We start from the raw sequence: 25362 nt of genomic DNA, 5'->3' as shown, positions 1-25362 counted from the left end.
GCGAAATCAGGCCAAATCGGCCCGCCCACGAACAAGCGCGGCAAGCATGCCCGACAGTGCGAGCGGGATGGCGAAGCACAGGAAGACGATCCACAGCGGCAAGTGCTGTCCGAGCAGGAAACCGCCGAGCAGCGGCCCGATCACCGATCCGCCGCGACCGATGCCGATCGCCCAGCCAATGCCCGAACTGCGGACTTCGGTCGGGTAGATCTGCGCCGCCAGCGAATAGAAGCCGCTGAAGCCGCCCTGCACCGCGAGCCCCATGCCGACCGCGACCCCCAGCACCGCCACCAGCGGCATCGGCTGGCTGAACACCACCAGCAGCACCGCGCCGACCAGCATATAGCCGCGGATCAGCCAGCCGATGTCGCGTTTGGTCGCCAGCCAGCCGATGCTGGTCGTGCCGATAATCCCGCCGACATTGAAGACCGAGCCGGCCCAGAGCGAATTGGCGGCACTCAATCCCGCTTCCGACGCCAGGCGCGGAATCCAGCTCGTCACGAAATAGAGCACCAGATAACCAAGGAAGATCGACAGCCACAGAATGAGCGTCGATTTCCACAGTCCGCCTGCGAACAGGTGCCCCAGCTTGGGAACGGCACCGCGGCTGCGCGGCGGCGGCAGGTTGTCGAGCTGCGGCAGGTCGAGGCGGAGGCGCAGCGCATTGATCTTCGCCAGCGCGCCAGCGGGCTGGCGGTTCTGGAGGAAATCCAGCGACTCGGGCAGGAGCACGAAGGCGAACGGCAGCACCACCGCGCTGACCACCGCGGTGCCCAGCAACGTCGCTTGCCAGCCAAATTGCGGGATCGACCAGATCGATACCAGGCCGGTCAGCACCGCGCCGATCGGATAGCCTGCCTGGAACCAACCGATCGCGATGCTGCGCTTGCCCGGCGGTGCGTATTCGCTCGCCAACGCGGCAACGCTGGCGAGCAAGGTGCCGATGCCGAGGCCGGTCAGAAAGCGGAACCCCACAAAGGCGGGAATCGTCTGGGCCAGACCGGTACCGAACGCGCCGGCCGTTATCACCACCAGCGCGCCGAGCACGACCGGACGCCTCCCGATTCCGTCGGCCAGCGGCGCGATTACGATCGAACCGAGCATCATGCCGACCAGTCCCGCGCTGAAGATCACCCCCAGCACCTCGAAACTGACTCCCCAGTCCTTGGCCATTGCCGGAGCGATGTAGGAGATTATGAGCACGTCCATGCCATCGAGCATGTTGATCACCGCGCAGATTGCGACCACTGTGACCTGAATCGGGGTCCAACCGGCGGTGCCGGGCGCCGCTGCGTGAAGATCGCCTGTCGTGCCGCCCGTCGCCATCTTCGTCTCCCCTCGTGCCGGATGGGATATACGCCGGGATGACGGGGCGGCAAGTTATTTGTTATAGACTTATAACTTTATAGCAAATTTCACATTCGGCCCGGTAAACGGCTTTCCACGCGCCGAACTGCCAAGTTATAGGAATAGCCGCGATGCCCGACGGGCACCCGGCCATATATGCGCCTTCAGTCGCGCGGAGAGGGATTGGATGATTAGCGGCAAGCAGGAACTATCCAGCGTCGATCGCAAGACCGCCGTTCCGCTGTATCATCAGATTTTCGTGCAGTTGCGCGACGAAATAGTTTCAGGCAGCCGACCGCACGGCTCGCTCGTGCCGACGGAACAGGAGTTATCGGACACCTTCGGGGTATCGCGGATCACCGCGCGCCGCGCGCTGGACGAGTTGGCGCTGCAGCATTTCGTCGAGCGCAAGCGCCGCGTCGGTACCCGCGTCATTTATGACCTGCCGGTGCGGCCCATCGAGGCCGATATCGGCAAAGCCGTCGATTCGCTGGTGACCTTCGGCCGCAAGACCAAGGTGACCGTGCTCGAACTGACGCGCGAGGAGGCACAGGATCCGGTCGCGTCGCTGCTGGGGGTCCCGCCGGGAACGCGTGTCATGCGCGCGGTACGCCTGCGCTGGCTCGACGGCGAGCCGCTGGGGGTGACGATTGCCCATGTGCCGGAACCGCTCAGTTTCATGATCACCGAAAAGAGCCTGAGGCGGACCCCGATCCTCAACCTCGTCCAGCAATCGGGCCGCGAGTTTGGCGGCGCGGCGCAGACGATCGCGGCGGTTTCGGCGGATCCGGCGATGGCGGCCGCGCTCAAGATCGACTCGATGGCGCCGTTGCTGCGGATCACCCGCGCGTTTCGCGACAAGGGGGGCGAGCCGATGCTGCTGACCCAGGCCTATTATCGCGCTGACCGGTATCAGATGCGCTTCGACCTCCAGTCGCACACGCTCCACGCCGAAATCTGAGCAGCGCGCAAAAAATTGAACGGACACCCTTGCCATTCCATGCGCTTCGGCTATTTGTTATAAGTGTAGTACAAATATAGGGCGTCAGCCGTGGCCGATCCGATGGGCGATATCGACATATTGGTAAGCGAGGTCGGTCCGCGCGACGGGCTTCAGAGCATCGCCACCGTCATGTCGCTGGAGGCCAAGAAAGCGTGGATCGACGCCGAGGCCGCCGCCGGCGTCCGCGAGATCGAGGTGGGCAGCTTCGTCCCCGCCAAGCTGCTCCCGCAGCTCGCCGACACAGCCGAGCTGGTCGAACATGCCCGCACCATTCCGGGCCTCAGCGTCGCGGTATTGGTGCCCAACGCCAAAGGCGCGGAGGCGGCGATTCGCGCCGGCGCGCACAAGATCACCCTGCCGCTTTCCGTCTCCGAAACGCACAGCCTCGCCAACCTGCGCCGCTCGCACGAACAGGTGATCGACGAGGCGATCGCCATCGCCACTCTGATCCGTGCACTGCCCGCAGCTGATCGGCCGCATTTCGAGGGCAGCCTGTCGACCGCGTTCGGCTGCACGCTGGAGGGCGCGATCCCCGACGCCCAGATCGCCCGGCTCGCCGCCGCGCTGATGGATGCGGGCTGCGACGAGGTCGGGCTGTCGGATACGACGGGCTATGCCGATCCGCGCGCGGTGAAGCATCTGATCGGACTGGTGCGCGGCGTGGTCGGCGACGGTGCGCTGACCGGTATCCATCTGCACAACACGCGCGGCCTTGGCCTCGCCAACGCGCTCGCCGCGCTCGAATGCGGGCTGACCACGCTTGATGCGTCGCTGGGCGGCCTTGGCGGATGCCCGTTCGCTCCCGGCGCCAGCGGCAATATCGTGACCGAGGATCTGGTGTTCATGCTCGAGGCGATGGGCCTGCGCACCGGCATCGATATCGACCGGCTGCTGGCGGTGCGCGAGATCGTCACCGCGGCGCTGCCGGACGAAGAGATGTACGGCTTCCTGCCCGATGCGAAACTGCCGCTGGGCTTCAAGCCCGCCCATGCCCTGGAGATCGTATGATGAGTGAAATCGTCGGAACCCGGATGGTCAGCGACGGCAGGACCGCGCGTCAGATCTTCGAGGAGGTGATGGCCAATCCGGCCCGCGCCAAGTTCGGCTTCGGCAGCAAGCTCGCCATCGTCAATGTCGATCTCCAGAACGCCTATACGCGGATCGACCGGTACAGGACCGCCTACGAAACCGACCCGCGCCAGATCGAGCATGTCAACACCATCTCGGCGCTCGCCCGCGCCAGGGGCATGCCGGTGATCTGGACCCGTGTCGCCTATGCCGAGGATGCCAGCGACGCGGGCGTATGGGGCACGCGGACCGATACGCCGGACAGCCTGCAGAATATCAAGTACGACAGCGACCGCCACGCCTTTGACGAGCGCTGCGCGATCGCTCCGGGCGACACGATCTACACCAAGCGCATGCCATCGCCCTTCTTCGAGACCCCGCTCCAGAGCCTGCTGGTCTGGCACAAGGTGGACACGGTGGTGATCACCGGCGGCTCCACATCGGGATGCGTCCGCGCCGCCGCGGTGGACAGCCTCAGCCGCGGCTATCGCACGATCGTGCCGGTCGAGACCTGCGCGGACAAGCATGAGAGCTATCACTTCGCCAATTTGACCGACCTTCAGCTGAAATATGCGGACGTCGAACCGGTGCGGACCGTGATCGACTGGCTGGAGGCCCAGGCCGATGCGTGAGGGCGAGAAGGACCCCGGTCTCTATGACTTCCGCCCCTATCGCGGCCGTCCGAAGCTGGAATGGCCCGGGGGCAAGCAGGTCGCGGTCTGGGTGTCGCCCAATATCGAATTCTACGAACTCGATCCGCCCGCCAATCCCCACCGCAAGAGCTGGCCCAGGCCGCATCCGGACGTGGTCGGCTATGGTCACCGCGATTATGGAAACCGCGTCGGTCACTGGCGGCTGGCAGAGGCGATGTCGCGGCACGGCTTCCCGGGATCGGTCAGCCTGTCGGTGGCGATGTGCCAGCATCTGCCCGAAGTGGTGGCCGACGCCGCCGCGCGCGGCTGGGAGTTCTTCAGCCACGGCATCTACAACACGCGCTACAGCTATGGCATGGACGAGGCGCAGGAGCGCGCGCTGATCGAGGATTCGATCCGCACCGTGCGCGAGGCGACCGGCCAGACGATCAAGGGCTGGCTCGCCCCCGCGCTGACCCATACGCCGCGTACGCTCGACCTGATCGCCGACTATGGCCTGTCCTATACCTGCGACCTCTACCACGACGACCAGCCGGGCGAGGTTCATGTGAAGTCGGGCCGGTTGATCTCGATGCCCTACAGCCTGGAGGTCAACGATCATTACGGCTTCTTCGTCTACAACATGTCGCCGCGCGCCTATGCCGACACACTGATCCGCCAATATCAACGGCTGGCGGACGAAGGCGGCACGGTGATGTGCATTCCGCTGCACGCCTATCTGATCGGCCAGCCGCATCGTATCGGCCCGTTCGAAGAGGTGCTGAAGCACATCGCCGCCGACGGCCGCGCCTGGATCACCCGAAGCGGCGACATTGCCGATCATTACATGCAGCAGGTGGCGGCATGAGCCTCGACCCGGCCTATCTCGACTATCCCCTGCGCAAGCGGGGCATGGATCACGAATATTACCCCTATTCCAACCTGTTCGAACGGCCGCCGATCGCCTGGCCTTCGGGCAAGGCCGTCGCGGTGGCGATCGTCGTCGATCTCGAATGGTTTCCGATCCTGCCCGCCGACAAGCCGTTCCGCGCGCCGGGACATATGGTCACGCCTTATCCCGATTACCGGCACTATACCGCGCGCGAATATGGCACGCGGATCGGCTTCTACCGGATGCTCGATGCGTTCGCGAAGGTGGATGCGCGGGTATCGGTCGCGATCAATAGCGCGATCGCCGAACGCTATCCGCGGATTATCGCCGATATCCTGTCCGCGGGGCACGAGATCGTCGCGCATTCGACCGACATGAACGACACCATCGCATCGGGCCTGCCCGAGGACGAGGAACGCGCGCTGATCGCGGCCGCGCTCGACGCGTTGGAACAGGCCGCGGGCACGCGCCCGCGCGGCTGGATGTCGATCGCGCGTTCGCAATCGTTCAACACGCCGCGCCTGCTCGCCGAGGCGGGATTGGCCTATATGGCGGATTGGGTGAATGACGAATTGCCCTATCGGTTCGAGACCGGCGCAGGCGCCATCGTCAACGTGCCGGTCAACCACGAGCTTTCCGACCGACAGATCGTGACCGTCCAGCAGCAATCGGCCGATTCCTATGTCGAGCAGATCATGGACGCCTATGCGCTGCTGCACGGCGAAGCCTCGACGCTCGGCACCAGCCGCATGTTGCCGCTGAACCTCACGCCCTATATCATGGGCTTGCCTTACAGGATCGATGTGCTCGAGCGGCTGCTAGGTTGGCTGGCCGATCAGGACGACGCGGCCTTCCACGGCCTGGGCGAGATCGCGGACGCGCTGCGTTAAAACGGAGCAGAAGTAGCCCGAAAGCGTCGCGGAGCGGCGCTCAGCACCTCCCAAGCTCGCTGTCGATGACCTCGCGAGCCCGGTTCTAGCAGCACGTGGCTCACGGCAAATGCCCGCCCCCGGCTGAACCTGTATGATGTTAGCGGGTCCTGACCCTCAGGATGGCTGCCAGTCATCCATTCCCCGCTTGCGGGGAGCGCCACACAGGACGCAAGAGACTCACAATCCGCTCGCCCGTTATCCTCGGCTCAATGCGCAGGCGCCGGCGCGGCTGATCGACATATTCCCCGCCCTGCCGCCGATCGACAAGGCGGAGATCGCCGCTGCCGAACGATTGTCAGGCAAGCTGGCCGCCTTATCGCGATCACAGCGACAAGCTGTATCCGTCGCCCGCCGCGCTGTACCCTGCTTTCTCCCCCCCAATAGCTGCGGCGGCCGCTGCGCTGTGTTGGCTATTCTGCAGCCGCGCATGATCTACTGACCGAGCGCGCCCGCAGAGCCGTGCGGACATCGCTTCCTCGCCTCAGCGATCATATCTCTGTCAAGGTATCGCTATTGGCCGATTTCAAGACCGAGCGCCTTCGCCACCCGCTCCCACGGTACCAGTTTGAAATTCTGATTCTCGGGAGGCGAAACATTTCGGCCATCCTGCGCGACCATCAGGCCGTGGGGAAAGGCCGGCCCCGCGGCCATGCTGGTGACGTCGAGGCCGTCGGTTTCGGATACACCGTCGATCCCCGCCGCCATGTCGGCGCCGATGCGGAATGAGCCGACATAGGCATTGTCGCCTTCACGACGGAACACCGCATAGCTGTCGTTGCCCTGGCTCGATACGACGAGATAGCCCCGACCGCCGGCCATGGCATAGAGTCCGATCCCCTCCATATCGTCCTTGAGCGCCGGGTTGTCGGCGACTTTCGCCAGCGTCGTGCGTGCGGGACCACCGCGCGGTTCAGCGCCCTCGCGCCAAATGCCGACATCCTCTTCACCGGTATAAAGCATGCCGGTCTCGTCATCGGCGACACAGCCCTCGACCTGCGTTTCGAAAGGCAGGTCGCGCACTAGTTTCGCCCGCACCTTGCCGGCGGGCGTCGCGACCAACTCCCACTGGCGCATCTTGCCGTCGCTCTGATTGACGAAAACATAGGTCTTTTTCGTCTTCGCGCTGCGATACATGCAGAGGCCATAGGGATCCTTGAAACCGGTGTCCTGCAACCCGTCCGCAACGTCGGTCAGCTTGCGCGTCGCGGGATCGAGGACATAGATCGAGATGCCTTTGGTCGTGCGATTGCTGGCCGTCACGAGCGTCACGTCGCGGCCGCCGAGGCGGAAGCCGCTTCGCAAATCGACGTTGTTCATGCGCCCGTCGGGAAGGAACTGAATGACTTTCCCTTCCAGATCATACACATAGAGTCCGGATTGCTTTTGCGTCCCGATCACGACGCTTTGCGCGGGGTCGGCGGGATTGATCCAGATCGCCGGATCGTCTGCGGCGTCGCCGCCGGTCTCCACCGGCACTGTCTCGACTGTCGGGCGCGCGAGCGGCATCGTCTCGGGCGCCGGCACCGCCGGCCGTTCGGGAAGCCCCGCCGCAGCGAGGATCGCCTGCCAGCCCGCAATCTTGAAATTCGGTTCCTCAGGCGAATTATCGTCGTCTGCGACCAGCACGACCGGCCCTGCCACCGTGACGCTGCCGCCATCCTCGACCTGGTCGGTACCCGCCGCGAGCGCCACCGAGCCAAGATAGGCATAGCCATCGAGGGGATCGTAAATGTTCAGCCGATTGACCGACGCGTCCGAAACAAGCAGGCGGCCGTCGGCGGCGATGCCGACACCCTTCGCTTCTTCGGTGATGTGGCCGAGGCGGACGATATCGACGATCTCGGGTGCGATCTCGGCCTCGGGTTCGGCGGCGAAGCGCCATACCCCCACGGCTTCCTGCGAGAAATAGACCGAGCCGCGGTCGTCGGCGGCGCAATAGCCGATTTCCGACCCGAGCGACCAGCGCCGCGCAATCCGCCCGTTCATGGCGCCCGACGCTTCGGACGACAATCCCCACTGCTCGATCTCTCCCTTGTCACCGACGAGAAACAGATAAAGGGTATCGTCGCGATGGCTGCGCGAGAAGCAGAGCCCCGCGACCGTCATCCCAGGCTCTATTCCGGTCAGCGCGAGCGGCGCCGGGGCACCACCGGCCATCACACGAAAGAGTTTGGGCGCATTATCCTTGCCATCGAGCCCGGCCAGCAACGGTCCCCCGCCCGGCGCGGCATCGGCGCGCAGATCGAGCGCGCGAATATTGCCAACCTTGTGCGTCCCCAGGCGCTTCCCGGCCAGATCGAAGACATCGATTCCGGCGGATTCGGCGCCCGCGAGAATCAACGAACGCGATGCATCGGCGGGGTCGGCGACGACCACGGCGCCATCGGCACCGGATCCGTCGGTCGCCTGCGTTTCGGCGGAGGCGGCGACGACCGGAATCGAAGCAGCCTGCTGTGCCATGACGCCTGCCGGAACAGCCGCCAGCCCGGCGGCGATTGCAAATAGACTCGTTTTCACGCACCCCTCCCTTTTCTCTTCCAGATCGCAATCGAGCCAATACCCGATCGTCCGACAACGGCCGCAAAAGCAGCCCGCAACATCATTTCAGAATAATTTTTCTATCTTTTCTATAAAACAGAACGTATATTCATTCCATGCCAATGTCACCCCTTATTTCCGCCATGATCGCCGCCGCCCACGCCGCCGGCGAAGGTTTGATCGCCGATCGCGAGCGCATCGCCACGCTCACGATCCATAGCAAGGCCGGCGCCGCCGACATGTTCACCGAGGCCGACCTGAAGGCTGAGGCGACCGTCCGTGAGCGGCTGATGGCCCATGCCCCCGACTATGGCTTCCTCGGTGAGGAAGGCGGGCTGACGCCCGGCAGCGACACCGACCATGTGTGGGTGGTCGATCCGCTCGACGGTACGACCAACTTCCTGACAGGATCCCCACTCTTCGCGGTCAACATCGCGCTGGCGAAGCAAGGCGAGGTCGTCGCGGGGGTCACCTATGTCCCCGCGATGGACGAGCTGTTCTGCGCGGAAACCGGCGGCGGCGCATGGCTCGGCGAACGTCGCATCCATATCTCGACGCGCACGACGATCGAGGAATCGGTGCTGGGCGTCGGCATTCCCTTTGCGACCAAGCCGAACCACGAACAATTCTATGCCGAGATGGAGCGGCTGACCCCGCGTGTCACGGGCATCCGCCGCCTTGGGGCGGGAGCGATCGACATGGCCTGGGTCGCCTGCGGCCGCCACGACGCCTATTGGGAGCAGAGCGTCAGCGCCTGGGACATGGCGGCCGGGGTCGTGATCGTCCGCGAGGCGGGCGGCGTCGTGACCGACACGCGCGGCAACGCGCTCGACCTGATGAACGGAACCGTGCTGGCATCGACGCCCGCAATTCATGAGGAAATGCTGGCGGCGCTGGCGCCGGCCTACGCCGTCTGAAGTCCGATCCAGCATCCTTCGCGATGCGACCGGCGGATTGCGTCGGCGACCCGCTCGACCGCCAGCGCGTCGGCGAAGCTCTTCGCGGCCGACGGCAAGCCTGCGGCCGCCTCCACGACGGCCTTGACCTCGATCGTCTTCAGGTCGTTGTAGCCGATCTGATGCCCCGGCGCCGGACAGAAGGCGCCATAGTCGCCATGCTCCGGCCCCGCGCAGATCGTCGTGAAGCCATTGGTGCGCCCCGGTCCGGAGCGATAGAGCCTGAGTTCGTTGAACCGCTCCTGCGTGAAGGCGATCGATCCGCGTGTCCCGCTGACCTCGAATGCCAGCCCCATCTTGTGCCCGCTCGCGATCCAGCTCGCCGCGAGCGTCCCCGTCGCACCGCTGGCGAATTCGATCACGGCATCCATCTGATCGTCGACCGTCACCGCGCGGTCGGTGCCCTGCGCATCGCGGCGCGTCGGATAGGCGGTATGAAGGCGGCCCGACACGACGGCGATATCGCCCACCAGATGGCGCGCCATCGCAATGATATGGCTGCCGATGTCGGCGAGCGCGCCGCCCGCCTGATCGGGCTCGCAGCGCCAGTTGAACGGCGCGTCGGCCGAAGCCATGAAATCCTCCGCGTGAATGCCGCGAAAGGCGGTTACCTCCCCAATCTCTCCGCCCGCGATCAACTCGCGCGCAAGGACGATCATCGGATTGTAGAGATAGGTGAAGCCGACCGCGGTGGGCAGCCCCGATGCCGCGGCGGCCGCGGTCATCGCCTCGGACTCGGCGATCGTCGTCGCCAGCGGCTTTTCGCAATAGACCGCCTTGCCCGCCTCGAGAGCGGCGATGGCGATCGGGGCGTGAAGCCTGTTCGGGGTCGCGATGGCGACGAGGTCGATGCCCGCATCGTCGATAGCCTCGCGCCAGTCGCCACTCGCCCGCGCTATTCCGAGCGATGCCGCGGCCGCGGTCGCTTTCGGCAGGTCACGGTCGGCAAGGAGCGCGACGTGCGGCGCGCGCGGCAAGTCGAAGGTGCGGTCGGCCGCCGCAAAGGCGAGGGCATGCGCGCGGCCCATGAAGCCGCTGCCGATCAGCGCGATATTGAGCGCGGGCCGCGTCACGCCCCGACAGCCTGTCGACAGCGTTCGCGTCGCCGTTCGATCGCCTGGCGCTTGACCGGTTGGCCGCCGCGCAGCTTGCGCCCGTCGTTCTGGTCGATCCGGTGGGTCCCGACCGCCTCCTCCGGCATTGCAAGCGGCAGTCGCGCCTTCACCGCCACGAACCCGTCGCGCGCGATCGGCGCCATCCCGAAGCGCATCCTATTCACTCCCCATAATAGCTGCCGCCGCGCTCGACACGCTCGCGCCGTTCGAGTTCATCCGGATCGATCACGGCGCGCCAGCTCTGCTTGCCGTTGACGAGGTCGGCGGCGCGAAGGCAGACGGGCTCGCCCGACGCCGATGCCCCGATCACGTCGCGAACGCTGAGTTCGACGCGCGGTTCGGGATCAAAGCTGAATTCGAGCAGCCCGAAATTGGTGCTGCGCACCCACGGCGCGCGCAATCGCACCTCGGGATGCTGGTCGACGAATTTGGGGGCCAGATATTGCGCCAGCCCCGAACTCACCAGATCATAGAAATCATAGCCGCCCCGTTCGGACCAGGGCACGCAGTTGACTTCGCCCTGATGGACGTCGCCCGAAATGCCGAGGCAACCGCCGATTCCTTCGTCCCGGATGAAATCAAGGATCTCGTTGCGCTCGTGGAGATAGGCGGCCCAGCTGTCGCCGCCCTTTTCGGCAAGCGACCAGCCGGTGCCCGAGGCAAGGATCTTGAACGCCGCTTTCGATGCCTTGAGCTCGCGCTTCAGCCACGCCTTCTGCCCGGCACCGAGCATCGTCTTTTCGGGGCCGTCGGGGGCCGATGGCGGATCGCGGTGGTAGCGCCCGTCGAGCATGAAGATGTCGACGGGACCAAAGCTGTGACGGAAGAAAATTCCAGGCGTGTCGGGCAGGCCGGAAGCGGGATTCGCCCACCAGCGGTCGAACAGGCGGCGGGTCATCGCCTTCACGCCGTTGTGACGATCCGAGTCATTATAGCCGAAATCATGATCGTCCCAGATCGCGAGTTGCGGCACCGAGCGGAGCAGCGGAACAAGCGCCGACACGCCCCGCTGGCGCGAATAGAGCGCCGAATAGGCGGTCTCGCTGTCACTGTCGGCATAGATATTGTCGCCGAGCCAGAGGAAGAGATCGGGCTCCATCGCGGCGACCGCGTCGAACACCGGCTGCTCGGGATAGAGCTGGACCCGCGCGCACGAGCCGAAGGCGATCCGGATCGGGCGCGGCCGGTCGGGCGCGGTGCGGGTACGAAAGGCAAGCGGCTGGTGGCGGTCGTCGATTCCATCGGTCTCGATGCGATAATAATAGTCGGTGTCGGGCTTTAGGCCGGTAACCTCGACCACCGTGCACAGGTCGTTGTCCTGCGTCGCGGCGACCGGCGCGGTTGTTTTCGCATCGGCGAAGTCGCGGCGCGTCGCATATTCGACCGCGACCCCGAACGTCCCGCTCGCGCGCGACCAGACGGTGAAGCTATCCGGCGTCGTCGCGCCGATCATCGGTCCGTCGAGCAAGCGTGGATAGCCGACCGCGGCGGCATAGAGCCGGCGCGGCAGCGCGGCGAGAAAAGCAAGGGCAGCGCCCCCGCGCAGAAGATTGCGGCGATGCATCGTCTTTTCCATCAGTCGCGGAGCTTCGTGTTCCATAGCGTCGTCGCCAGCAACGTCGCCAGCACCGAACTACCGATCCAGAACCAGATCACCGGCCCGAAATCATAGACGTTCGTACCATTTATCATATGCATGTTGGCGTCGATCAGCGCCCCCGATACCTGTTCCTGCACCGCCGCGCCGATATAGCTGAACACGCCGACCAGGCCGAGTGCGGCGCCGGCGACGCGCTTCGGGCAGATATCGATCGCGAACAGCCCGCCAAGCGAAGTGACGAGGCCGGTCATGCCGAGTCCGAACAGGATCACCGCTATGAAGACGATGACCGGATTGTTGGGACCGAAGAACAGCAGAAAAAGCCCGACGAGTTCGATGACCCCGAAGAGCAGATTGGCGGGCGGACGGCGCGCGCCGAAGAATTTGTCCGAGACGAAGCCGAAGGCGACCGCGCCCGCAACCCCCGCCAGCGTGCTGGCGGTGAGCATCGCACCCGCTTCCGCCAGCGAATAGGCACGCGCCTCCTGCAAATAGAGGATTCCCCAGCTGTTGATCGCGTAGCGCGTCACATAGTTGGCCGCGCTCGCCAGCGCGAGAATCCAGACCGCCGGTATTTTCAGGATCGATAGCTGGGTGGCGAACACCCCGCGCTCAGGCACATCCTCCGCGGGCGGGGCATAATGATCGTTCCGCCAGTCGGCGACGGTCGGCAAGCCGAGCGCGCGGGGCCGATCGGCCATCGCGTAATAGGCCGCGACGCCCGCGAGCACCGCCGCGACACCCGGACCCCAGAAACCCCACCGCCAGCCGCCGATCGCGACGACCGCCGAGACGACCGCAAAGGTCAGCCCCTCGCCGATCGAATGCGCGGTCGACCAGATGCCATAATAGCGCCCGCGCTCCCGGTTCGAGAACCAGCTGGCCAGCGCGACGACGCACGCCGGCGCGCCATAGCTCTGGAACCAGCCGTTGAGCCCCCAGATCAGCAGCGTCGCCCAGAACAGCGTCGAGAAACCCATCGCGATGTTGCAAAGCGCCGACAGGATCATCCCGGCCGCGAACAGACGCTTCACGTTGCTGTGGTCGGCGACGAAGCCGTTGATCAGCTTGCCGGCGGCGTAAGTATAAAACAGCGCCGAGCCGATCATGCCGAGTTCGAGCGGGGTGAAGATACCCTGATCGATCAGCGGCTTCTTGACGATATTGATCGCGAGCCGGCACGTATAACTGACGGCATAGGCAAGCGTGATCGCCATGATGATCCGCATCCGATAGCGCCGGAACGCGCCGTCGACGCCGTCGTCGGTTCTGACCGGCAGGTCCGGACCCGTCGCGAAATATCTGAGCATCGCCTCTCTCCCGCATCCGGCGCCCCTGTTGTTTCGGGTGTCCGGACATGATGCTATTTCATTTTATATAAGAATGGAAGATTTGTTTCGTTTTTGCTCAGGAGGTGGGAATGAGAAAGGCGTTGTCCCCTTCGCCGCCATCGGGCCAGCGCTGGGTTACCGTCTTGACCTTCGTCCAGAAGCGCACGCCCTCCATCCCATATTGATTGGTGTCGCCGAAACCCGAGCGCTTCCAGCCGCCGAAGCTATGATAGGCGACCGGCACCGGGATCGGCACGTTGATGCCGACCATGCCGACATTGACGCGCTGCGCGAATTCGCGCGCGGCGTGACCATTGCGCGTGAAGATCGACACGCCATTGCCATATTGGTGTGCGCTCGGCAGGCGCAAAGCGGTCTCGAAATCGGGGGCGCGGACGATCTGCAGCACCGGGCCGAAGATTTCCTCGCGATAGGCGCGCATGGCAGTCGTGACGCGGTCGAACAGCGTTGGGCCGACGAAGAATCCGTGCTCATGTCCCTGCAGGACCAGACCGCGGCCATCGACGACCAGTTCGGCGCCTTCATCGACCCCGGTCTGGATCCAGTCCTCGATACGCGCCTTGTGCGCGGCGTTGACGACCGGGCCATAATGCGCATCGGGATCGGTCGACACGCCGACCTTGAGCGCGGCCATCGCCGGGATCAGTCGCTCGCGAAGCGCGTCGGCGGTCGCGTCGCCGACCGGCACCACGACGGGCAGCGCCATGCAGCGCTCGCCTGCCGAACCGAAGGCGGCGCCGCACAGATCGTGCACCACCTGGTCGAGGTCGGCGTCGGGCATGACGATGCCGTGATTCTTGGCGCCGCCCATCGCCTGCACACGCTTGCCGGCAGCGGCACCGCGCCCATAGACATAGTGCGCGATGTCGGAGGATCCCACGAAGCTGACCGCCGAAATCGCCGGATGATCCAGGATTGCGTCGACCATTTCCTTGTCGCCGTGGACGACCTGGAGGATGCCTTCGGGCAGCCCGGCCTCAAGCATCAGTTCGGCGAGGCGCACCGGCACCGACGGGTCGCGTTCGCTGGGCTTGAGGATGAAGGCGTTGCCTGCCGCGATCGCGGGGCCGAACATCCACATCGGGATCATCGCGGGAAAGTTGAATGGCGTGATACCCGCGACCACGCCGAGGGGCTGACGCATGGCATAGACGTCGATTCCCGGTCCGGCACCCTGCGTATATTCGCCCTTCATCGCATGCGGGATGCCGCACGAAAATTCGATCACTTCCAGCCCGCGCAGAACGTCGCCCCGCGCGTCGGCGACGACCTTGCCATGCTCGCTCGCCAGCAGTTCCGCGAGATCCTGCATGTTCGCCTCGAGCAGTTCGCGGAAACGGAACAGGACGCGCGCGCGGCGCTGCGGATTGGTCGCCGCCCAACCGGGCTGCGCCGCGGCGGCCGCGACGACCGCGCGGTCGAGATCGGCGGCGGTGGAGAAAGCGACGCGTGCCTGGACCTGTCCGGTGCTCGGGTTGAACACATCGCCGGCGCGTCCGTTTTCCGGGCGCACGGAACCGCCGCCGGCGGCATCGCCGGCGATGAAGGGGTCAATCTGTCTCATCGCTCTTCCTTACTGGCGCACGATCCACTCGTGCGCGGGGTCGTTGCGGAACACCCAGTTGCGCCGGGGTCCCGCCATCACGTTCAGATAATAAAGATCATAGCCATGCGGCGCGCCGACCGGATGATAGCCGCGCGGCACCATCACGACATCGCCATCCTCGACCGCCATCGTCTCGTCGATGTCGCGCTCGTCGGTATAGACCCGCTGGAAGGCAAAACCCTGCGATGGTGAGAGGCGGTGGTAATAGGTCTCCTCGAGGAAAGTCTCCTCGGGGTAGGCGTCGCGGTCGTGCTTGTGCGGCGGGTAGCTCGACCAGTGCCCCCCGGGCGTGATCACCTCGACGACAAGCAGGCTTTCGGCGGCATCGGCATCGGACAGGATGTTCCGGACATGCCGCTTGTTCGTGCCCTGGCCGCGTACCTCGACCGCATCGGAGCGAATCAGGCGCACCGCGCCCGCCCCGGTTCCCGGCGCCGTGCAGATCGCGATTTCCGCATCGGACACGGCCTCGATCCTGTAGCGATGGCCCGCGGGCACGTAGACCGAGGTCGCCGCGCCGTCGAACACCGTCTGGCGACCGCCGATATTCTCGAAGCTCTCGCCTCCCGCCATGATCGAAACGGTCCCCGTAAGCACGACCACACACGCCTCGCGGCCGTCTTCGACGCGATTATAGCTTGCCCCCGCCGCAAGGCGGACCACGCGAAAGCCGACATATTTCCAACCCGCGCTTTCGGGCGTGATGTCGAGCACCGTGCCGTCGCCCGCGGGCGGATGGGGATGGACGAGAAGCGACATCAGACCAGCGCCTCCTCACGCGCCAGCCGCTTCAGCGTGTCGAGGCCGAGCTGGCTATAGTCGCGGGGGTTGGCGATCGCCGGATCCTGTTCGGCCTCGATCACGATCCAGCCCGAATAGTGCATGTCGGCAAGCGCACGCATGAACGGCGCATAGTCGTAATCGCCGTCGCCGGGTGCGGTGAACATGCCGCCGACGACACCGTTAAGGAAGCTGGTGCCGTTCGCGCGGAATTCGTCATACTTGGCGGTGCGGACGTCCTTGCAATGGACGTGCGCGACGCGCTCCGGGCGCGCCTTGATCACGTCGACGGGCTCGATCCCGCCGAACAGCGCATGCCCCGTGTCGAGCACCAGACCGACATGGTCGCCGGTCGCGTCGAAGAAGCGTTCGAGTTCATCCTTCGTCTCGACGACCGTGCCGAGATGATGGTGATAGGCGAAGCGCAGCCCGCGATCGTTGATGAAGCGCGCGACGGTATCCAGCCGCTCGCCGAACCGCTTCCAGTCGGCGGCGGGAAGCACCGGATGCGTATCGAGCCGGCTGCCGTAGCGGTCGCAATGCACCGCGTTCGACGTTTCCGCGAGGATGAAGACGCTCGAATCCATATATTCGAGCAAGGCAAGATGCTTCGACAGCGCCTCGATTTCAGCATCGGCATCGCGCACGAGCAGGTTCGACGAATACCAGCCGCCGACAATGTCGAGGCCATAGTTCGCCATGATCGGCGCAAGCAACTCCGGATCGCGCGGGAACTTGTTCCCGAGTTCGACCCCGTCGAAGCCGATGTCGCGGACATCGGCGAGCAGTTCGTCGAGCGTCGTGTCGCCGCCCAGTTCGCGCATGTCGTCGTTGCACCAGGCGATCGGGCTCACGCCCCAGCGGATCGTCATGTCCTGCCTCCGTCGATTCGATTTTCATAGTCGCGGCGCGCGGCCTGCACTTCGGCGCGCGCCGACACTTCGGGGACCGCGACGTCCCACCAATGGCCGCCCGCCTCGGTGGTGATCGCGGGATCGGTGTCGATGACGATCACATAGCTTTTCGGCGATTGCTTCGCACGAACGAGCGCGGCTTCGAGTTCGGCGATGCCGCCGACCTTCTCCGCCGCGGCGCCGAGACTGCGGGCGTGGGCCGCAAAGTCTATGTCAGGCAGGATTTCGTGCGCCGCATCGGCGAGCAGATTGTTGAACGGGCGCCCGCCCGTCCCCTGCTGCAGTCGGTTGATGCAGCCATAGCCACGATTGTCGAGCAGGATGACGGTGATCTTGCGCCCGAGCATCACCGAGGTCGCCAGCTCCGAATTGAGCATCAGATAGCTGCCGTCGCCGACCATCACATAAACGTCACGCGCCGGATCGGCCATCTTGACCCCTAGTCCGCCCGCGACCTCATAGCCCATGCACGAGAAGCCATATTCGACATGATAGCCGCCGGGGCGGTGGGTCCGCCAAAGCTTGTGGAGTTCGCCGGGCAGGCCGCCCGCGGCGCAGACGACGGTCGCGTCGTCCCCCGCCTGCCGCCACACCGCGCCGATCACTTGCGCGTCGGAGGGAAGCGCATTGACTGGCGCTGTCGCGGCGTCCCAGGCGGCGTTCCATTCAGCGACCGCGTCGCGGTTCGCGGCGCGCCACCTATCATCGACCTGCCAGTCAGCCAGCGCCTCCGCCAAGGCTTCGAGTGTCTCACGCGCATCGCCGACGACCGTTTCGGCGCCCTGCTTGATCGCGTCGGGCGCCGCAATGTTGATCTGCACCAACCGCTTGCCCGCGAAAAGCGTGCGCGACCCGGTAGTGAAATCCTGCAGCCGGGTTCCGACCCCGACGATCAGGTCGGCGGCTTCGGCAGCGGCGTTCGCGGCGCTCGTCCCGGTCACGCCGATACTGCCAAGCGCCTGCGGATGATCCCAGACGAGCGCGCCCTTCCCCGCCTGCGTCTCGGCGACCGGGATGCCGGTCCGTGCGGCGAGGTCGGCGAGGACTCCTTCGGCCTCCGAATAGAGGACACCGCCGCCCGCGATGATCAGCGGCGTTTTCGCGGTGCGGATCGCTTCGACGAGATTATTCAGTTCTGCACGGTCGGGACGCGGCCGGCGTGAACGCCATATTCGCGGGGCGAAGAAGCTCTCGGGATAATCATAGGCCTCGGCCTGCACATCCTGACAGAGCGCGAGGGTCACTGGCCCGCAGAGCGCCGGGTCGGTCAGCACCGCCATCGCGCGCGGCAGCGCATCGATGATCTGTTCGGGCCGCGTGATGCGGTCGAAATAGCGCGACACCGGACGGAAACAGTCGTTGGCGCTCACCGCCCCGTCGGCGAAATCCTCGATCTGCTGAAGCACCGGGTCGGGACGGCGGCTTGCGTAGACGTCGCCCGGCAGGAAAAGCACCGGCAACCGGTTGACGTGCGCGAGCGCCGCCGCGGTCACCATGTTCGTCGCGCCGGGACCGATCGAGGTCGTGCACGCCATCGCGCGGCGGCGGCGGCTCGCCTTGGCAAAGGCGATCGCGGCATGCGCCATGCCCTGCTCGTTATGCGCACGATACGTCGGAAGCGCGTCTTCCATCCCGGCGAGCGCTTCGCCCATCCCCGCAACATTGCCATGGCCGAAGATCGCCCACATGCCGGCGAAATAGGGCAATTCGACGCCGTCCACCTCGACCCGCTGCATCGCAAGCCAGCGCGTCAGCGCCTGCGCCATCGTCAATCGTACATGCCCGCTCATGCCGCCACCCTAGCACGGCGCGCCGCGCGCCAGCCATCGGCGAGAACGCGCAGATTTTCACCGAGCGCGGTCATGGCGGCCTCGTCGTCGATCGCTCCCGTCAGCCATTGCTGCGCGACATCGTGAAAGATGGTGCGCCCCACCGCGAAGCCCTTGACCAGCGAAAAAGGCGCCGCCGCGACGATGCCCGCGAGCACTTCGTCCCGCGGCGCCGACAGGCCGAGCAGGACGATGCCGCGGCAGAGCGGATCGTGGCGCAATATCGCCGCCTCGCTCGCGGCCCAAGCGGCGGCATCGGTCGTCGGTTCGAGCTTCCACCAATCGGGATAGATGCCGAGCGAATAGACATGATCGATCACCGAGGCGATCGTGCCGCTGTCGACCGGACCGTGCTTCGACGCGATGATTTCAAGCAGAAATTCGTGGCGTGTGCGACGGCAGGCATCGAAGAGGCGCAGCAACTGCCGATCCTGCCGTGCGCGCATTTCGGCATCATCGTCCGGATGATAGAAAACGAGGCATTTGACGACGTGGTTCGTCGGCCAGTCGCGCAGCGTCATGCCGACGTCAGGCGATCCTTCGAAGAGCAGCGGGCGCGATCCGGGCACCTCGATCGGCCGCCCGATCCAATAGGGATGATCGGCCGCCGCCTCCAGCGCGCGTGCGCCGAAGCGGCCGTCGAGCAGAACGCCGTAATTGGGGTCGCCAGCCCCCATCCGATGAAGCGCCTCGAGCGCGAGATTCTTGAAATGATGGATCCGCGCCTCGTCGCTTTCGCCGAGCTCGGCGAGCAGGTCGTCGAACTGGCTGCGGTGATCGATCGCGAGCACGGTCAGTTCGTCGCGCTCGCCGTGGCGATTGGTCGACCAGTGCAGTTGTTCGAGCTCTGCACTCTCGCGCAGGCGGTGCGGCCATTGCCCGCCGAGAAAATGCCGAAGCTCGTCCCAGGACGCCATCGCCGGGGCGCAGCCGTGCCGCGACACGACGAGCGCACCGCACGCATTGGCGATTTCACAGCATTTTTCGAGCGGCATGTCTTTGAGCCAGCCGCGCAGGAAACCCGCCATAAAGGCATCCCCCGCGCCGAGCACGTTGAACACCTCGATCGGAAAGCCGCGACCGACGATTCCGGCATCGAGCGACGCGGGAACGGCATCGGGAAAGGCGACGCATCCCTGTGCGCCGCGCTTGCAGACCAGCAGCGCGGAACTGTTCGCGCGGATCGCACGGAGCGCCGCGAGCGTGTCGGTCGAGCCGCCAAGGATATGGATTTCCTCTTCGGTGCCGACGATCAGGTCACAGAGCGGCAGGACACGCTGCAACGCTTCGGTGACGCCCTGGTCGGCGACAAAGCGATCCTCGCCATTGTCCTTGCCGGCAAGCCCCCAGAGCACCGGGCGGTAATCGATGTCGAAGACGACGCGCCCCCCGGCGGCCTTCATCACCGTCGCGGCTTTGATGCTCGCATCGAACACGCCCGGCTGCGACAGATGGGTGCCGTTGATCAGCAGCGCACCCGCCGAAGCGACGAAGTCGGGATCGATGTCGCCGGCGCAAAGCGCCATGTCGGCACAATTTTCACGGTAGAAGATCAGCGGAAAGGTGTCGGGATCGCGAATGCCGAGGATCGCAAGCGCGGTCAGCCGGTCGGGGTCGGTGCGGACGCCGTCCGTCACCACGCCCTCGCGGTTCAACTCCTCGACGATGAAGCGGCCGAAATGATCCGCGCCGACGCGGGTGATCAGCCCGGCGCGAAGACCGAGGCGCGCCGCGCCGACCGCGGTATTGGTGGGACTGCCGCCGATATATTTGGCGAAGCTCGCCATATCTTCGAGCCGCCCACCGATCTGCTCGCCGTAAAGGTCGATCCCCGCGCGCCCCAGCGTGACGACGTCAAGCCGGTCCTCTTCGCCCCGTTCCTGCCCTTGTTGCGCCATCGTTTTCGAGACCATCCTTCCTTGGCCTGAAACGCTTATTCCACTTTTAGAATGTTTGCAACATATGTTTCACACGGCGCCAGAAATGAAATGGCTATGCCGAGCCGTCCTCGCGTGCCTCACCGTCGGCGCGTGTCGCCTCGAAGGCAAAATTGATGACGAGCGCCTGCGCGAGACACATCGACGCGGACAGAGAACGGAATTTCCGCACCTCTGCCTCACGAATCTGAAGAACCTGCTCTGCGGGCTTGGCGACCGGGCTTACCAGGCTGTCGCTGATCGCGAGAACGCGGCCGCCGCTCGCCCGGGCGGCATTGACGACGGCGATCGTCTCTTCCGAATAGGGGTGAAAGCTGATCGCGATCAGCAGGTCGTCGGGGCCCATCGCATGCACCTGCTGAAGCCCGAGACCTCCGACTCCGTCGATGAACACCGCGCGCTTGCCCGCCTGGAGCAGCGAATAGGCGATATAGGAGGCGACGGGGAAGGAGCGGCGAAAGCCCGCGACATGCACGGTATCGGCCGCCATCAGCAAATCGACCGCCGCGCGCATGTCGGCGCCGCTGACCGTCTGCAACAGATTCTGGATCGCGAGACTGTTGCCCTCGACAAATTCGGAGAGAAGGTTCGCGGGCTCGATATCGCTGGCGCTGGTTGCCTGATCGAGCTGGCGGACGCGCTCCGAATAACCGAGCGCGGCGTTGTTGCTGAGCAGACCGTCGCGGAACAGTCGTTGCATCTGGCTCGCACCCTCGAACCCGAAGCTCTTGGCAAAGCGCACGATCGCCGAGGGCTGGACGCCGCAACGGTCGGCGATCACCGCAAGCGTTTCGAGCGCAATGTCGTTGGGTTCGTCGAGGATATAGCGCGCGATCTGCTTGAGCCGCTTGCTCAGCGTCTCGTAGCGGCTCACGATCTCGGCGCGCAATTCCTCCGCCGAGGCGGGGGCAGTTGGGACGTCGGTCAAATATATTCTCCCCCATTCATCCGAAAAAACGGAATATCTGTTCAAAACTTGTAACGCAACTGTCGCCCTGCGGCCCATTCCACGCTATGGAATATATATTCCATACTATATAGACATGGAATATGGTTTCAACCGGAAGAGGATAGAATGCACGACATCGCACTGATCGGCGCCGGCAGGATCGGCAAAATCCATGCGGCGAACCTGGCCGCCAACCCGCGCCTGCGGCTGACGCGGGTCGTCGATCCCTTTCCAGAGGCGGCGACGACGATCGCGGCGCAATATGACGCGCGCGTCTCTACAATCGAGGAAGCGCTGGCCGATCCGGCGGTCGCGGGGGTCGTCGTCGCGAGTTCGACCGACACCCATCTTCCCTACAGCCTCGCCGCTGCCGAGGCCGGCAAGGCGATCTTCTGCGAAAAGCCGCTCGATCAGGATCTGGCCGCCGCGCGCGAATCGGCGGCGCGGTTCGCGGCGCTGGACGCGCGGTTGTTCCTGGCATTCAACCGCCGCTTCGATCCGAACTTCTCGGCATTGCAGGCGCGGCTTTCTGCCGGCGCGGTCGGTGCGCTCGAAACGCTGCACATCATCAGCCACGACTCCGCACCGCCGCCGGTCGACTATGTCAAAGTGTCGGGCGGCATCTTCAAGGATATGGTCATTCACGATTTCGACATGGCGCGCTGGCTGCTCGGCGAGGACGTGACGGAAGTTTTTGCCAGCGCGTCCGTGCTCGTCGATCCCGCGATCGGCGAGGCGGGCGATGCCGATACCGCGAAGACGATCCTGCGCACCGCATCTGGCCGGCTCTGCATGATCTCGTCGAGTCGCCGCAGCGGCTATGGCTATGACCAGCGGATCGAGGCCTTCGGATCGAAGGGCATGATCCGGGCGCAGAACCAGCTCGAAACGACGGTCGAGACGTGGGGCGAAGAGGGCGCCGCCGCCGACCGCTTCCAGAATTTCTTCCTCGATCGCTACGCGGTCGCCTACGCGCGCGAGACCGATCATTTCGCCGACATCCTCGACGGCGCTGTACCGCTCGTCGATTTCCGCGACGGCGTCGCGGCGCTGGCGCTGGCCGAAGCGGCGGCGCAGTCGGCGCGGACGGGGGAACGGGTACTGTTATAGTTCGCTGGCAGGCAACGATCGATCGACCGCTGCCCCGTCAAAGCGTTTCGAAGGGGATTCGCGCAGAGATCGCAAAGGTGAAGAGCTCGCCCCTTTGCGATCTCTGCGCCTCTGTGCGGATTTCCTGGAATGCCGGGCCTCGATCGGAAGGCGCCATCGTCTCCCATCCCGCCTGCGGGAACGGAGACCGGTGCATGGCTCAGACGACCGTTTCCCATCCCAAAGCCCGCGTCGCCGAAACATGCGAAGCCGCTCAAAAGAAAGGGGCCGGGTTTCCCCGGCCCCAGGTCCAGTGCTCCCTGCAGGGATCAGAATTTGAACTGGACGCCCGTCTTGACCGAATAGCCGTAGCGTTCGACTTCGTCGGTTCGCGACGAAATGCCCTGGAAGACGCGATAGGGTTCGTCGTTGAGGTTCGATCCTTCGAGGAAGATCGTCACATTCTTGACGATGTCGTATCCGATGCGCGCGTCCCACTGGTTGAACGAGCCGACATACAGATCGGTGTCGGTATCCTCGCCGGGTTCGAGCAGATAGGCCGAGCGGTGGGTATAGGCGATGCGCGCCGACAGCCCGCCCTTCTCATAGGAGAGGAAGGCCGATGCCACCCGGTTCGACTGGCTGGCGAGCGGCAGCCGCTCGTTGCCGCGGCCGGGGATACCCTTCGCGCGCGACTTCACGAAGGTGATGCTGCCGCCGATGCTGAAGCCGTCGAGCGGCGCGGGCAGGAAGCTGAGCTCGGTCTGGGCGTTGATCTCGACCCCCTTCACGAACGCGCTGTCGGCGTTGACCGGCATCGTCACCTGCGCATCGACGAGCGCCTGTCCGGCAAAGGTGCCGCTCTGCTCGGTGGTCGCCGAATAGATCGGATTCTGGATCGTCTTATAGAAGCCGGCGATGCTGACGATGCCCTTGCGCCCGATATAATATTCGCCCGCGAGGTCGTAGTTGGTCGAGGTAAGCGGCTTCAGGTTCGGATTACCCATCGAGACTTCATTGTCGCTGGTGTTGACGACCGTCGTCGGCGCGAGCTGTTCATAGTTCGCCCGCCCGATCGCGCGCGTCACCGCGGCACGCAGGACGAGCGACGGCGTCGCATTCCAGCGCAGGTTGAGACCCGGGAAGAAATCGGTGTAACTCTGCGACCCGAAGCTGTCGTAATCCTTGCCGAGGTCAGCGACGGTCGTCGTGTCGAGAATGTCCTTCGCCGCATAATTGCTCTTCGTCTTTTCCATGCGGACGCCGGGGATCGCGGTGAAGGTGCCGAACTTCAGCGTCGCCATCGCATAGGCGGCGAAAATCTTTTCGCGGATCAGATAGTCGCCGGCAAGGCTGTCGCCGACGGTGCCTTCCTCATCCAGCTCGAACCCGGCGAGGTTCGACTGGAAGAAGCTGTCGGCGTTCGGACGGCTGATCGTTGCGCCGAACGGATAGCGACCCTTGAAGATGCTGTCGATCGGCGCGCCCTCAACCTGGTCGAGCGTGAAGTCGTCGTCATAGCCGCCATAAATGACTGATTCTTCGTCGTTGGTCTTGCGCCGCTGCGTATATTTGGTGCCGATCTGAATCGTGCTGTCGTCGCCGATGCCGATCGGGGTGCGGAAATCGGCGCGCGCCTGATAAAGATCCTCGCGCGCGCGGCGATGTTCATAGCTTGTTTCGTCGAATTTATACTGGGTCGGGTCGAACGCCGGCGGATCGGATTGATAGAGCGGGATCGATCCCGACAGGTCGTACGACCCGGTCATCTTCTTGGCCGCGAAGATGATCTCGTCGCGATGCGGGTCGCGCTTGTTGGCCTGGGTATAGCTGCCCTCGACGCGCAGCCAACTCGGGCCGAGATCGAATTCACCGCCGAACGACGAGGTGAATGTGTCCGAATTTTCCTCGCGCGAGCGCAGCGCACGCTTGGCCTTGGCGGCGGCGAAATCGCCGCTGGTCGCGGTCTGGTTGGTGATCTCGTCCTCGTCGAGGTCGACCTGGAAGCCCGGACGCGATTCCTTGTCCTTATATTTGGAATAGAGGAAGCGAGCGAATACCTTCACCTCGTCGGTCGGGCGCCAGTCGAAATTGGCGACCGCGCCATAGCGCTGACGGCGGGTGTGATAGTCGCGCAGAGTCTGGCGCAGCGGCACGAATTCACCGCCCACCTCTTCCCACTTGCCGCCTGACTGGATGTTCTGCGCCTCGAACTCGCGGTTCGAATAGTTGAGCGCGAAGACGAAGCCGAACTGGCGATCGGGGCCGAAGCGCGACCCGATCGATGCGTCGAACTCATAGGGATGCTTGCCGTTCAGATCATATTTGCCATAGGCGGCGCGCAGGCTGCCGAAGGTGCCCGGCCGGTCGAAAGCGGTCACGGTTTCGATATTGGCGGCGCCCGCGATCGCATTGGCGTCCATGTCGGGGGTCAGCGTCTTCGACACCGTCACTGCGCCGATCAGCGCCGACGGGATGTCGTCGAGCTTCACCTGACGCGAGTCGGGCTCGGGCGCGGCGGCGGTTTGGCCGTTCAAGGTCACGTTGAGCAGGTCGGGCGACACGCCGCGGACGGTCAGATAGCGTCCTTCGCCCATGTCGTTGGCGACGCTGAGGCCCGGCAGGCGGCGCAGCGTTTCGGCGACGTTCTGGTCGGGCAGTCGCCCGACGTCGTCGGCGCGGACTTCGTCGACCTGCGTGTCGGTGTTTCGCTTCGTTTCTAGCGCCGCGCGGTCGGCGGCGCGGCGGCCGGTGACGACGATCGCATCGCCCTGCTCCGCCGCATCCGACGCATCCTGGGCCCAGGCACTCGCCATCGGAACC

Annotated in this window: 20 protein-coding genes; 7 read left to right on the top strand and 13 right to left on the bottom strand. The window is 64.9% G+C overall.

Translation table 11 applies throughout. The annotated features are described in order from the left end of the window. Window positions 1–6 precede the first annotated feature (6 nt). On the bottom strand, window positions 7–1326 hold the full coding sequence (locus tag SGR02S_RS06380) for an MFS transporter (protein WP_067106878.1): 1320 nt from the start codon (window positions 1324–1326) through the stop codon (window positions 7–9). Between the two features lie 208 nt (window positions 1327–1534). Here SGR02S_RS06380 and SGR02S_RS06375 point away from each other — a divergent pair, with 208 nt between their 5' ends. The 5 genes from SGR02S_RS06375 to SGR02S_RS06355 all read left to right on the top strand — a co-directional run bounded on the left by SGR02S_RS06375 (window position 1535) and on the right by SGR02S_RS06355 (window position 5832). Then, window positions 1535–2308, top strand: coding sequence for a GntR family transcriptional regulator (locus SGR02S_RS06375; protein ID WP_067106875.1), 774 nt, complete (start codon window positions 1535–1537; stop codon window positions 2306–2308). Between the two features lie 90 nt (window positions 2309–2398). Next, a complete protein-coding gene (locus SGR02S_RS06370; RefSeq protein ID WP_337180472.1) occupies window positions 2399–3358 on the top strand; it encodes a hydroxymethylglutaryl-CoA lyase in 960 nt (319 codons plus the stop codon). Beyond that, the gene (locus tag SGR02S_RS06365; protein ID WP_218000115.1) at window positions 3358–4050 is read left to right on the top strand and encodes an isochorismatase family protein; all 693 of its coding nucleotides are present in this window, start codon (window positions 3358–3360) and stop codon (window positions 4048–4050) included. The genes SGR02S_RS06370 and SGR02S_RS06365 overlap by 1 nt, the downstream gene beginning before the upstream one ends. Then, entirely contained in the window at window positions 4043–4918 is an 876-nt protein-coding gene (locus SGR02S_RS06360; protein WP_067106873.1) for a polysaccharide deacetylase family protein, read from the top strand. The genes SGR02S_RS06365 and SGR02S_RS06360 overlap by 8 nt, the downstream gene beginning before the upstream one ends. After that, window positions 4915–5832, top strand: coding sequence for a polysaccharide deacetylase family protein (locus tag SGR02S_RS06355; protein ID WP_067106870.1), 918 nt, complete (start codon window positions 4915–4917; stop codon window positions 5830–5832). Before SGR02S_RS06360 ends, SGR02S_RS06355 begins: the two co-directional genes overlap by 4 nt. A 552-nt stretch (window positions 5833–6384) precedes the next feature. Here the strand turns inward: SGR02S_RS06355 and SGR02S_RS06350 are convergent. Beyond that, window positions 6385–8391, bottom strand: coding sequence for a phytase (locus SGR02S_RS06350; protein ID WP_218000114.1), 2007 nt, complete (start codon window positions 8389–8391; stop codon window positions 6385–6387). Between the two features lie 137 nt (window positions 8392–8528). Here SGR02S_RS06350 and SGR02S_RS06345 point away from each other — a divergent pair, with 137 nt between their 5' ends. Further along, window positions 8529–9329 carry an inositol monophosphatase family protein gene (locus tag SGR02S_RS06345; RefSeq protein ID WP_067106864.1) on the top strand — a complete coding sequence of 267 codons (801 nt, stop codon included), beginning with the start codon at window positions 8529–8531 and terminating at the stop codon, window positions 9327–9329. Here the strand turns inward: SGR02S_RS06345 and SGR02S_RS06340 are convergent. The 10 genes from SGR02S_RS06340 to SGR02S_RS06295 form a co-directional block, all read right to left on the bottom strand. Then, window positions 9317–10441 carry a Gfo/Idh/MocA family protein gene (locus SGR02S_RS06340; RefSeq protein ID WP_218000112.1) on the bottom strand — a complete coding sequence of 375 codons (1125 nt, stop codon included), beginning with the start codon at window positions 10439–10441 and terminating at the stop codon, window positions 9317–9319. The two genes, SGR02S_RS06345 and SGR02S_RS06340, sit on opposite strands and share 13 nt — an antisense overlap. Next, a complete protein-coding gene (locus SGR02S_RS06335) occupies window positions 10438–10626 on the bottom strand; it encodes a hypothetical protein (RefSeq protein ID WP_158682369.1) in 189 nt (62 codons plus the stop codon). Before SGR02S_RS06335 ends, SGR02S_RS06340 begins: the two co-directional genes overlap by 4 nt. A gap of 17 nt (window positions 10627–10643) precedes the next feature. Beyond that, window positions 10644–12047 (bottom strand): alkaline phosphatase D family protein, encoded by a 1404-nt coding sequence (locus tag SGR02S_RS06330; protein ID WP_169799651.1) that lies wholly within the window; start codon window positions 12045–12047, stop codon window positions 10644–10646. An 11-nt stretch (window positions 12048–12058) separates the two neighbouring features. Then, the gene (locus SGR02S_RS06325; RefSeq protein WP_067106855.1) at window positions 12059–13393 is read right to left on the bottom strand and encodes an MFS transporter; all 1335 of its coding nucleotides are present in this window, start codon (window positions 13391–13393) and stop codon (window positions 12059–12061) included. A 97-nt stretch (window positions 13394–13490) separates the two neighbouring features. Beyond that, window positions 13491–14999, bottom strand: coding sequence for a CoA-acylating methylmalonate-semialdehyde dehydrogenase (locus tag SGR02S_RS06320; RefSeq protein ID WP_067106852.1), 1509 nt, complete (start codon window positions 14997–14999; stop codon window positions 13491–13493). A gap of 9 nt (window positions 15000–15008) precedes the next feature. Next, window positions 15009–15800, bottom strand: coding sequence for a 5-deoxy-glucuronate isomerase (gene iolB, locus SGR02S_RS06315; RefSeq protein ID WP_067106849.1), 792 nt, complete (start codon window positions 15798–15800; stop codon window positions 15009–15011). Continuing rightward, a complete protein-coding gene (iolE, locus tag SGR02S_RS06310; protein ID WP_067106844.1) occupies window positions 15800–16693 on the bottom strand; it encodes a myo-inosose-2 dehydratase in 894 nt (297 codons plus the stop codon). Before iolE ends, iolB begins: the two co-directional genes overlap by 1 nt. After that, entirely contained in the window at window positions 16690–18525 is a 1836-nt protein-coding gene (gene iolD / locus SGR02S_RS06305; protein ID WP_067106842.1) for a 3D-(3,5/4)-trihydroxycyclohexane-1,2-dione acylhydrolase (decyclizing), read from the bottom strand. The genes iolE and iolD overlap by 4 nt, the downstream gene beginning before the upstream one ends. Further along, window positions 18522–20477, bottom strand: coding sequence for a bifunctional 5-dehydro-2-deoxygluconokinase/5-dehydro-2-deoxyphosphogluconate aldolase (locus SGR02S_RS06300; protein ID WP_255211404.1), 1956 nt, complete (start codon window positions 20475–20477; stop codon window positions 18522–18524). Before SGR02S_RS06300 ends, iolD begins: the two co-directional genes overlap by 4 nt. A 79-nt stretch (window positions 20478–20556) precedes the next feature. Continuing rightward, a complete protein-coding gene (locus SGR02S_RS06295; protein ID WP_212598182.1) occupies window positions 20557–21429 on the bottom strand; it encodes a MurR/RpiR family transcriptional regulator in 873 nt (290 codons plus the stop codon). 147 nt (window positions 21430–21576) lie between these two features. Between SGR02S_RS06295 and iolG the strand changes: the two genes are divergently transcribed. Beyond that, window positions 21577–22560: an inositol 2-dehydrogenase gene (gene iolG, locus SGR02S_RS06290; protein WP_067106836.1), complete on the top strand. Its 984-nt coding sequence runs from the start codon at window positions 21577–21579 to the stop codon at window positions 22558–22560. Window positions 22561–22868: 308 nt separating this feature from the next. Here iolG and SGR02S_RS06285 read toward each other — a convergent pair whose 3' ends face one another. Further along, on the bottom strand, window positions 22869–25355 hold the full coding sequence (locus tag SGR02S_RS06285) for a TonB-dependent receptor (RefSeq protein ID WP_067106833.1): 2487 nt from the start codon (window positions 25353–25355) through the stop codon (window positions 22869–22871). Window positions 25356–25362 lie beyond the last annotated feature (7 nt).

This window comes from Sphingopyxis granuli NBRC 100800 (assembly GCF_001591045.1).
In the GTDB taxonomy this organism is placed as follows: Bacteria; Pseudomonadota; Alphaproteobacteria; order Sphingomonadales; family Sphingomonadaceae; genus Sphingopyxis; species Sphingopyxis granuli.
This window is presented reverse-complemented; position numbering and strand designations above follow the sequence as displayed.

What these genes read in the sequence shown, in the direction of transcription:
- iolG (WP_067106836.1), top strand. Translation starts at nt 21,577, where the DNA reads ATGCACGACATCGCACTGATCGGCGCCGGCAGGATCGGCAAAATCCAT.
- SGR02S_RS06345 (WP_067106864.1), top strand. Translation starts at nt 8,529, where the DNA reads ATGCCAATGTCACCCCTTATTTCCGCCATGATCGCCGCCGCCCACGCC.
- SGR02S_RS06320 (WP_067106852.1), bottom strand. Translation starts at nt 14,999, where the DNA reads ATGAGACAGATTGACCCCTTCATCGCCGGCGATGCCGCCGGCGGCGGT.
- SGR02S_RS06365 (WP_218000115.1), top strand. Translation starts at nt 3,358, where the DNA reads ATGAGTGAAATCGTCGGAACCCGGATGGTCAGCGACGGCAGGACCGCG.
- iolD (WP_067106842.1), bottom strand. Translation starts at nt 18,525, where the DNA reads ATGAGCGGGCATGTACGATTGACGATGGCGCAGGCGCTGACGCGCTGG.
- SGR02S_RS06355 (WP_067106870.1), top strand. Translation starts at nt 4,915, where the DNA reads ATGAGCCTCGACCCGGCCTATCTCGACTATCCCCTGCGCAAGCGGGGC.
- iolE (WP_067106844.1), bottom strand. Translation starts at nt 16,693, where the DNA reads ATGACGATCCGCTGGGGCGTGAGCCCGATCGCCTGGTGCAACGACGAC.
- SGR02S_RS06325 (WP_067106855.1), bottom strand. Translation starts at nt 13,393, where the DNA reads ATGCTCAGATATTTCGCGACGGGTCCGGACCTGCCGGTCAGAACCGAC.
- iolB (WP_067106849.1), bottom strand. Translation starts at nt 15,800, where the DNA reads ATGTCGCTTCTCGTCCATCCCCATCCGCCCGCGGGCGACGGCACGGTG.
- SGR02S_RS06335 (WP_158682369.1), bottom strand. Translation starts at nt 10,626, where the DNA reads ATGGCGCCGATCGCGCGCGACGGGTTCGTGGCGGTGAAGGCGCGACTG.
- SGR02S_RS06380 (WP_067106878.1), bottom strand. Translation starts at nt 1,326, where the DNA reads ATGGCGACGGGCGGCACGACAGGCGATCTTCACGCAGCGGCGCCCGGC.
- SGR02S_RS06330 (WP_169799651.1), bottom strand. Translation starts at nt 12,047, where the DNA reads ATGCATCGCCGCAATCTTCTGCGCGGGGGCGCTGCCCTTGCTTTTCTC.
- SGR02S_RS06360 (WP_067106873.1), top strand. Translation starts at nt 4,043, where the DNA reads ATGCGTGAGGGCGAGAAGGACCCCGGTCTCTATGACTTCCGCCCCTAT.
- SGR02S_RS06285 (WP_067106833.1), bottom strand. Translation starts at nt 25,355, where the DNA reads ATGGCGAGTGCCTGGGCCCAGGATGCGTCGGATGCGGCGGAGCAGGGC.
- SGR02S_RS06375 (WP_067106875.1), top strand. Translation starts at nt 1,535, where the DNA reads ATGATTAGCGGCAAGCAGGAACTATCCAGCGTCGATCGCAAGACCGCC.
- SGR02S_RS06300 (WP_255211404.1), bottom strand. Translation starts at nt 20,477, where the DNA reads ATGGTCTCGAAAACGATGGCGCAACAAGGGCAGGAACGGGGCGAAGAG.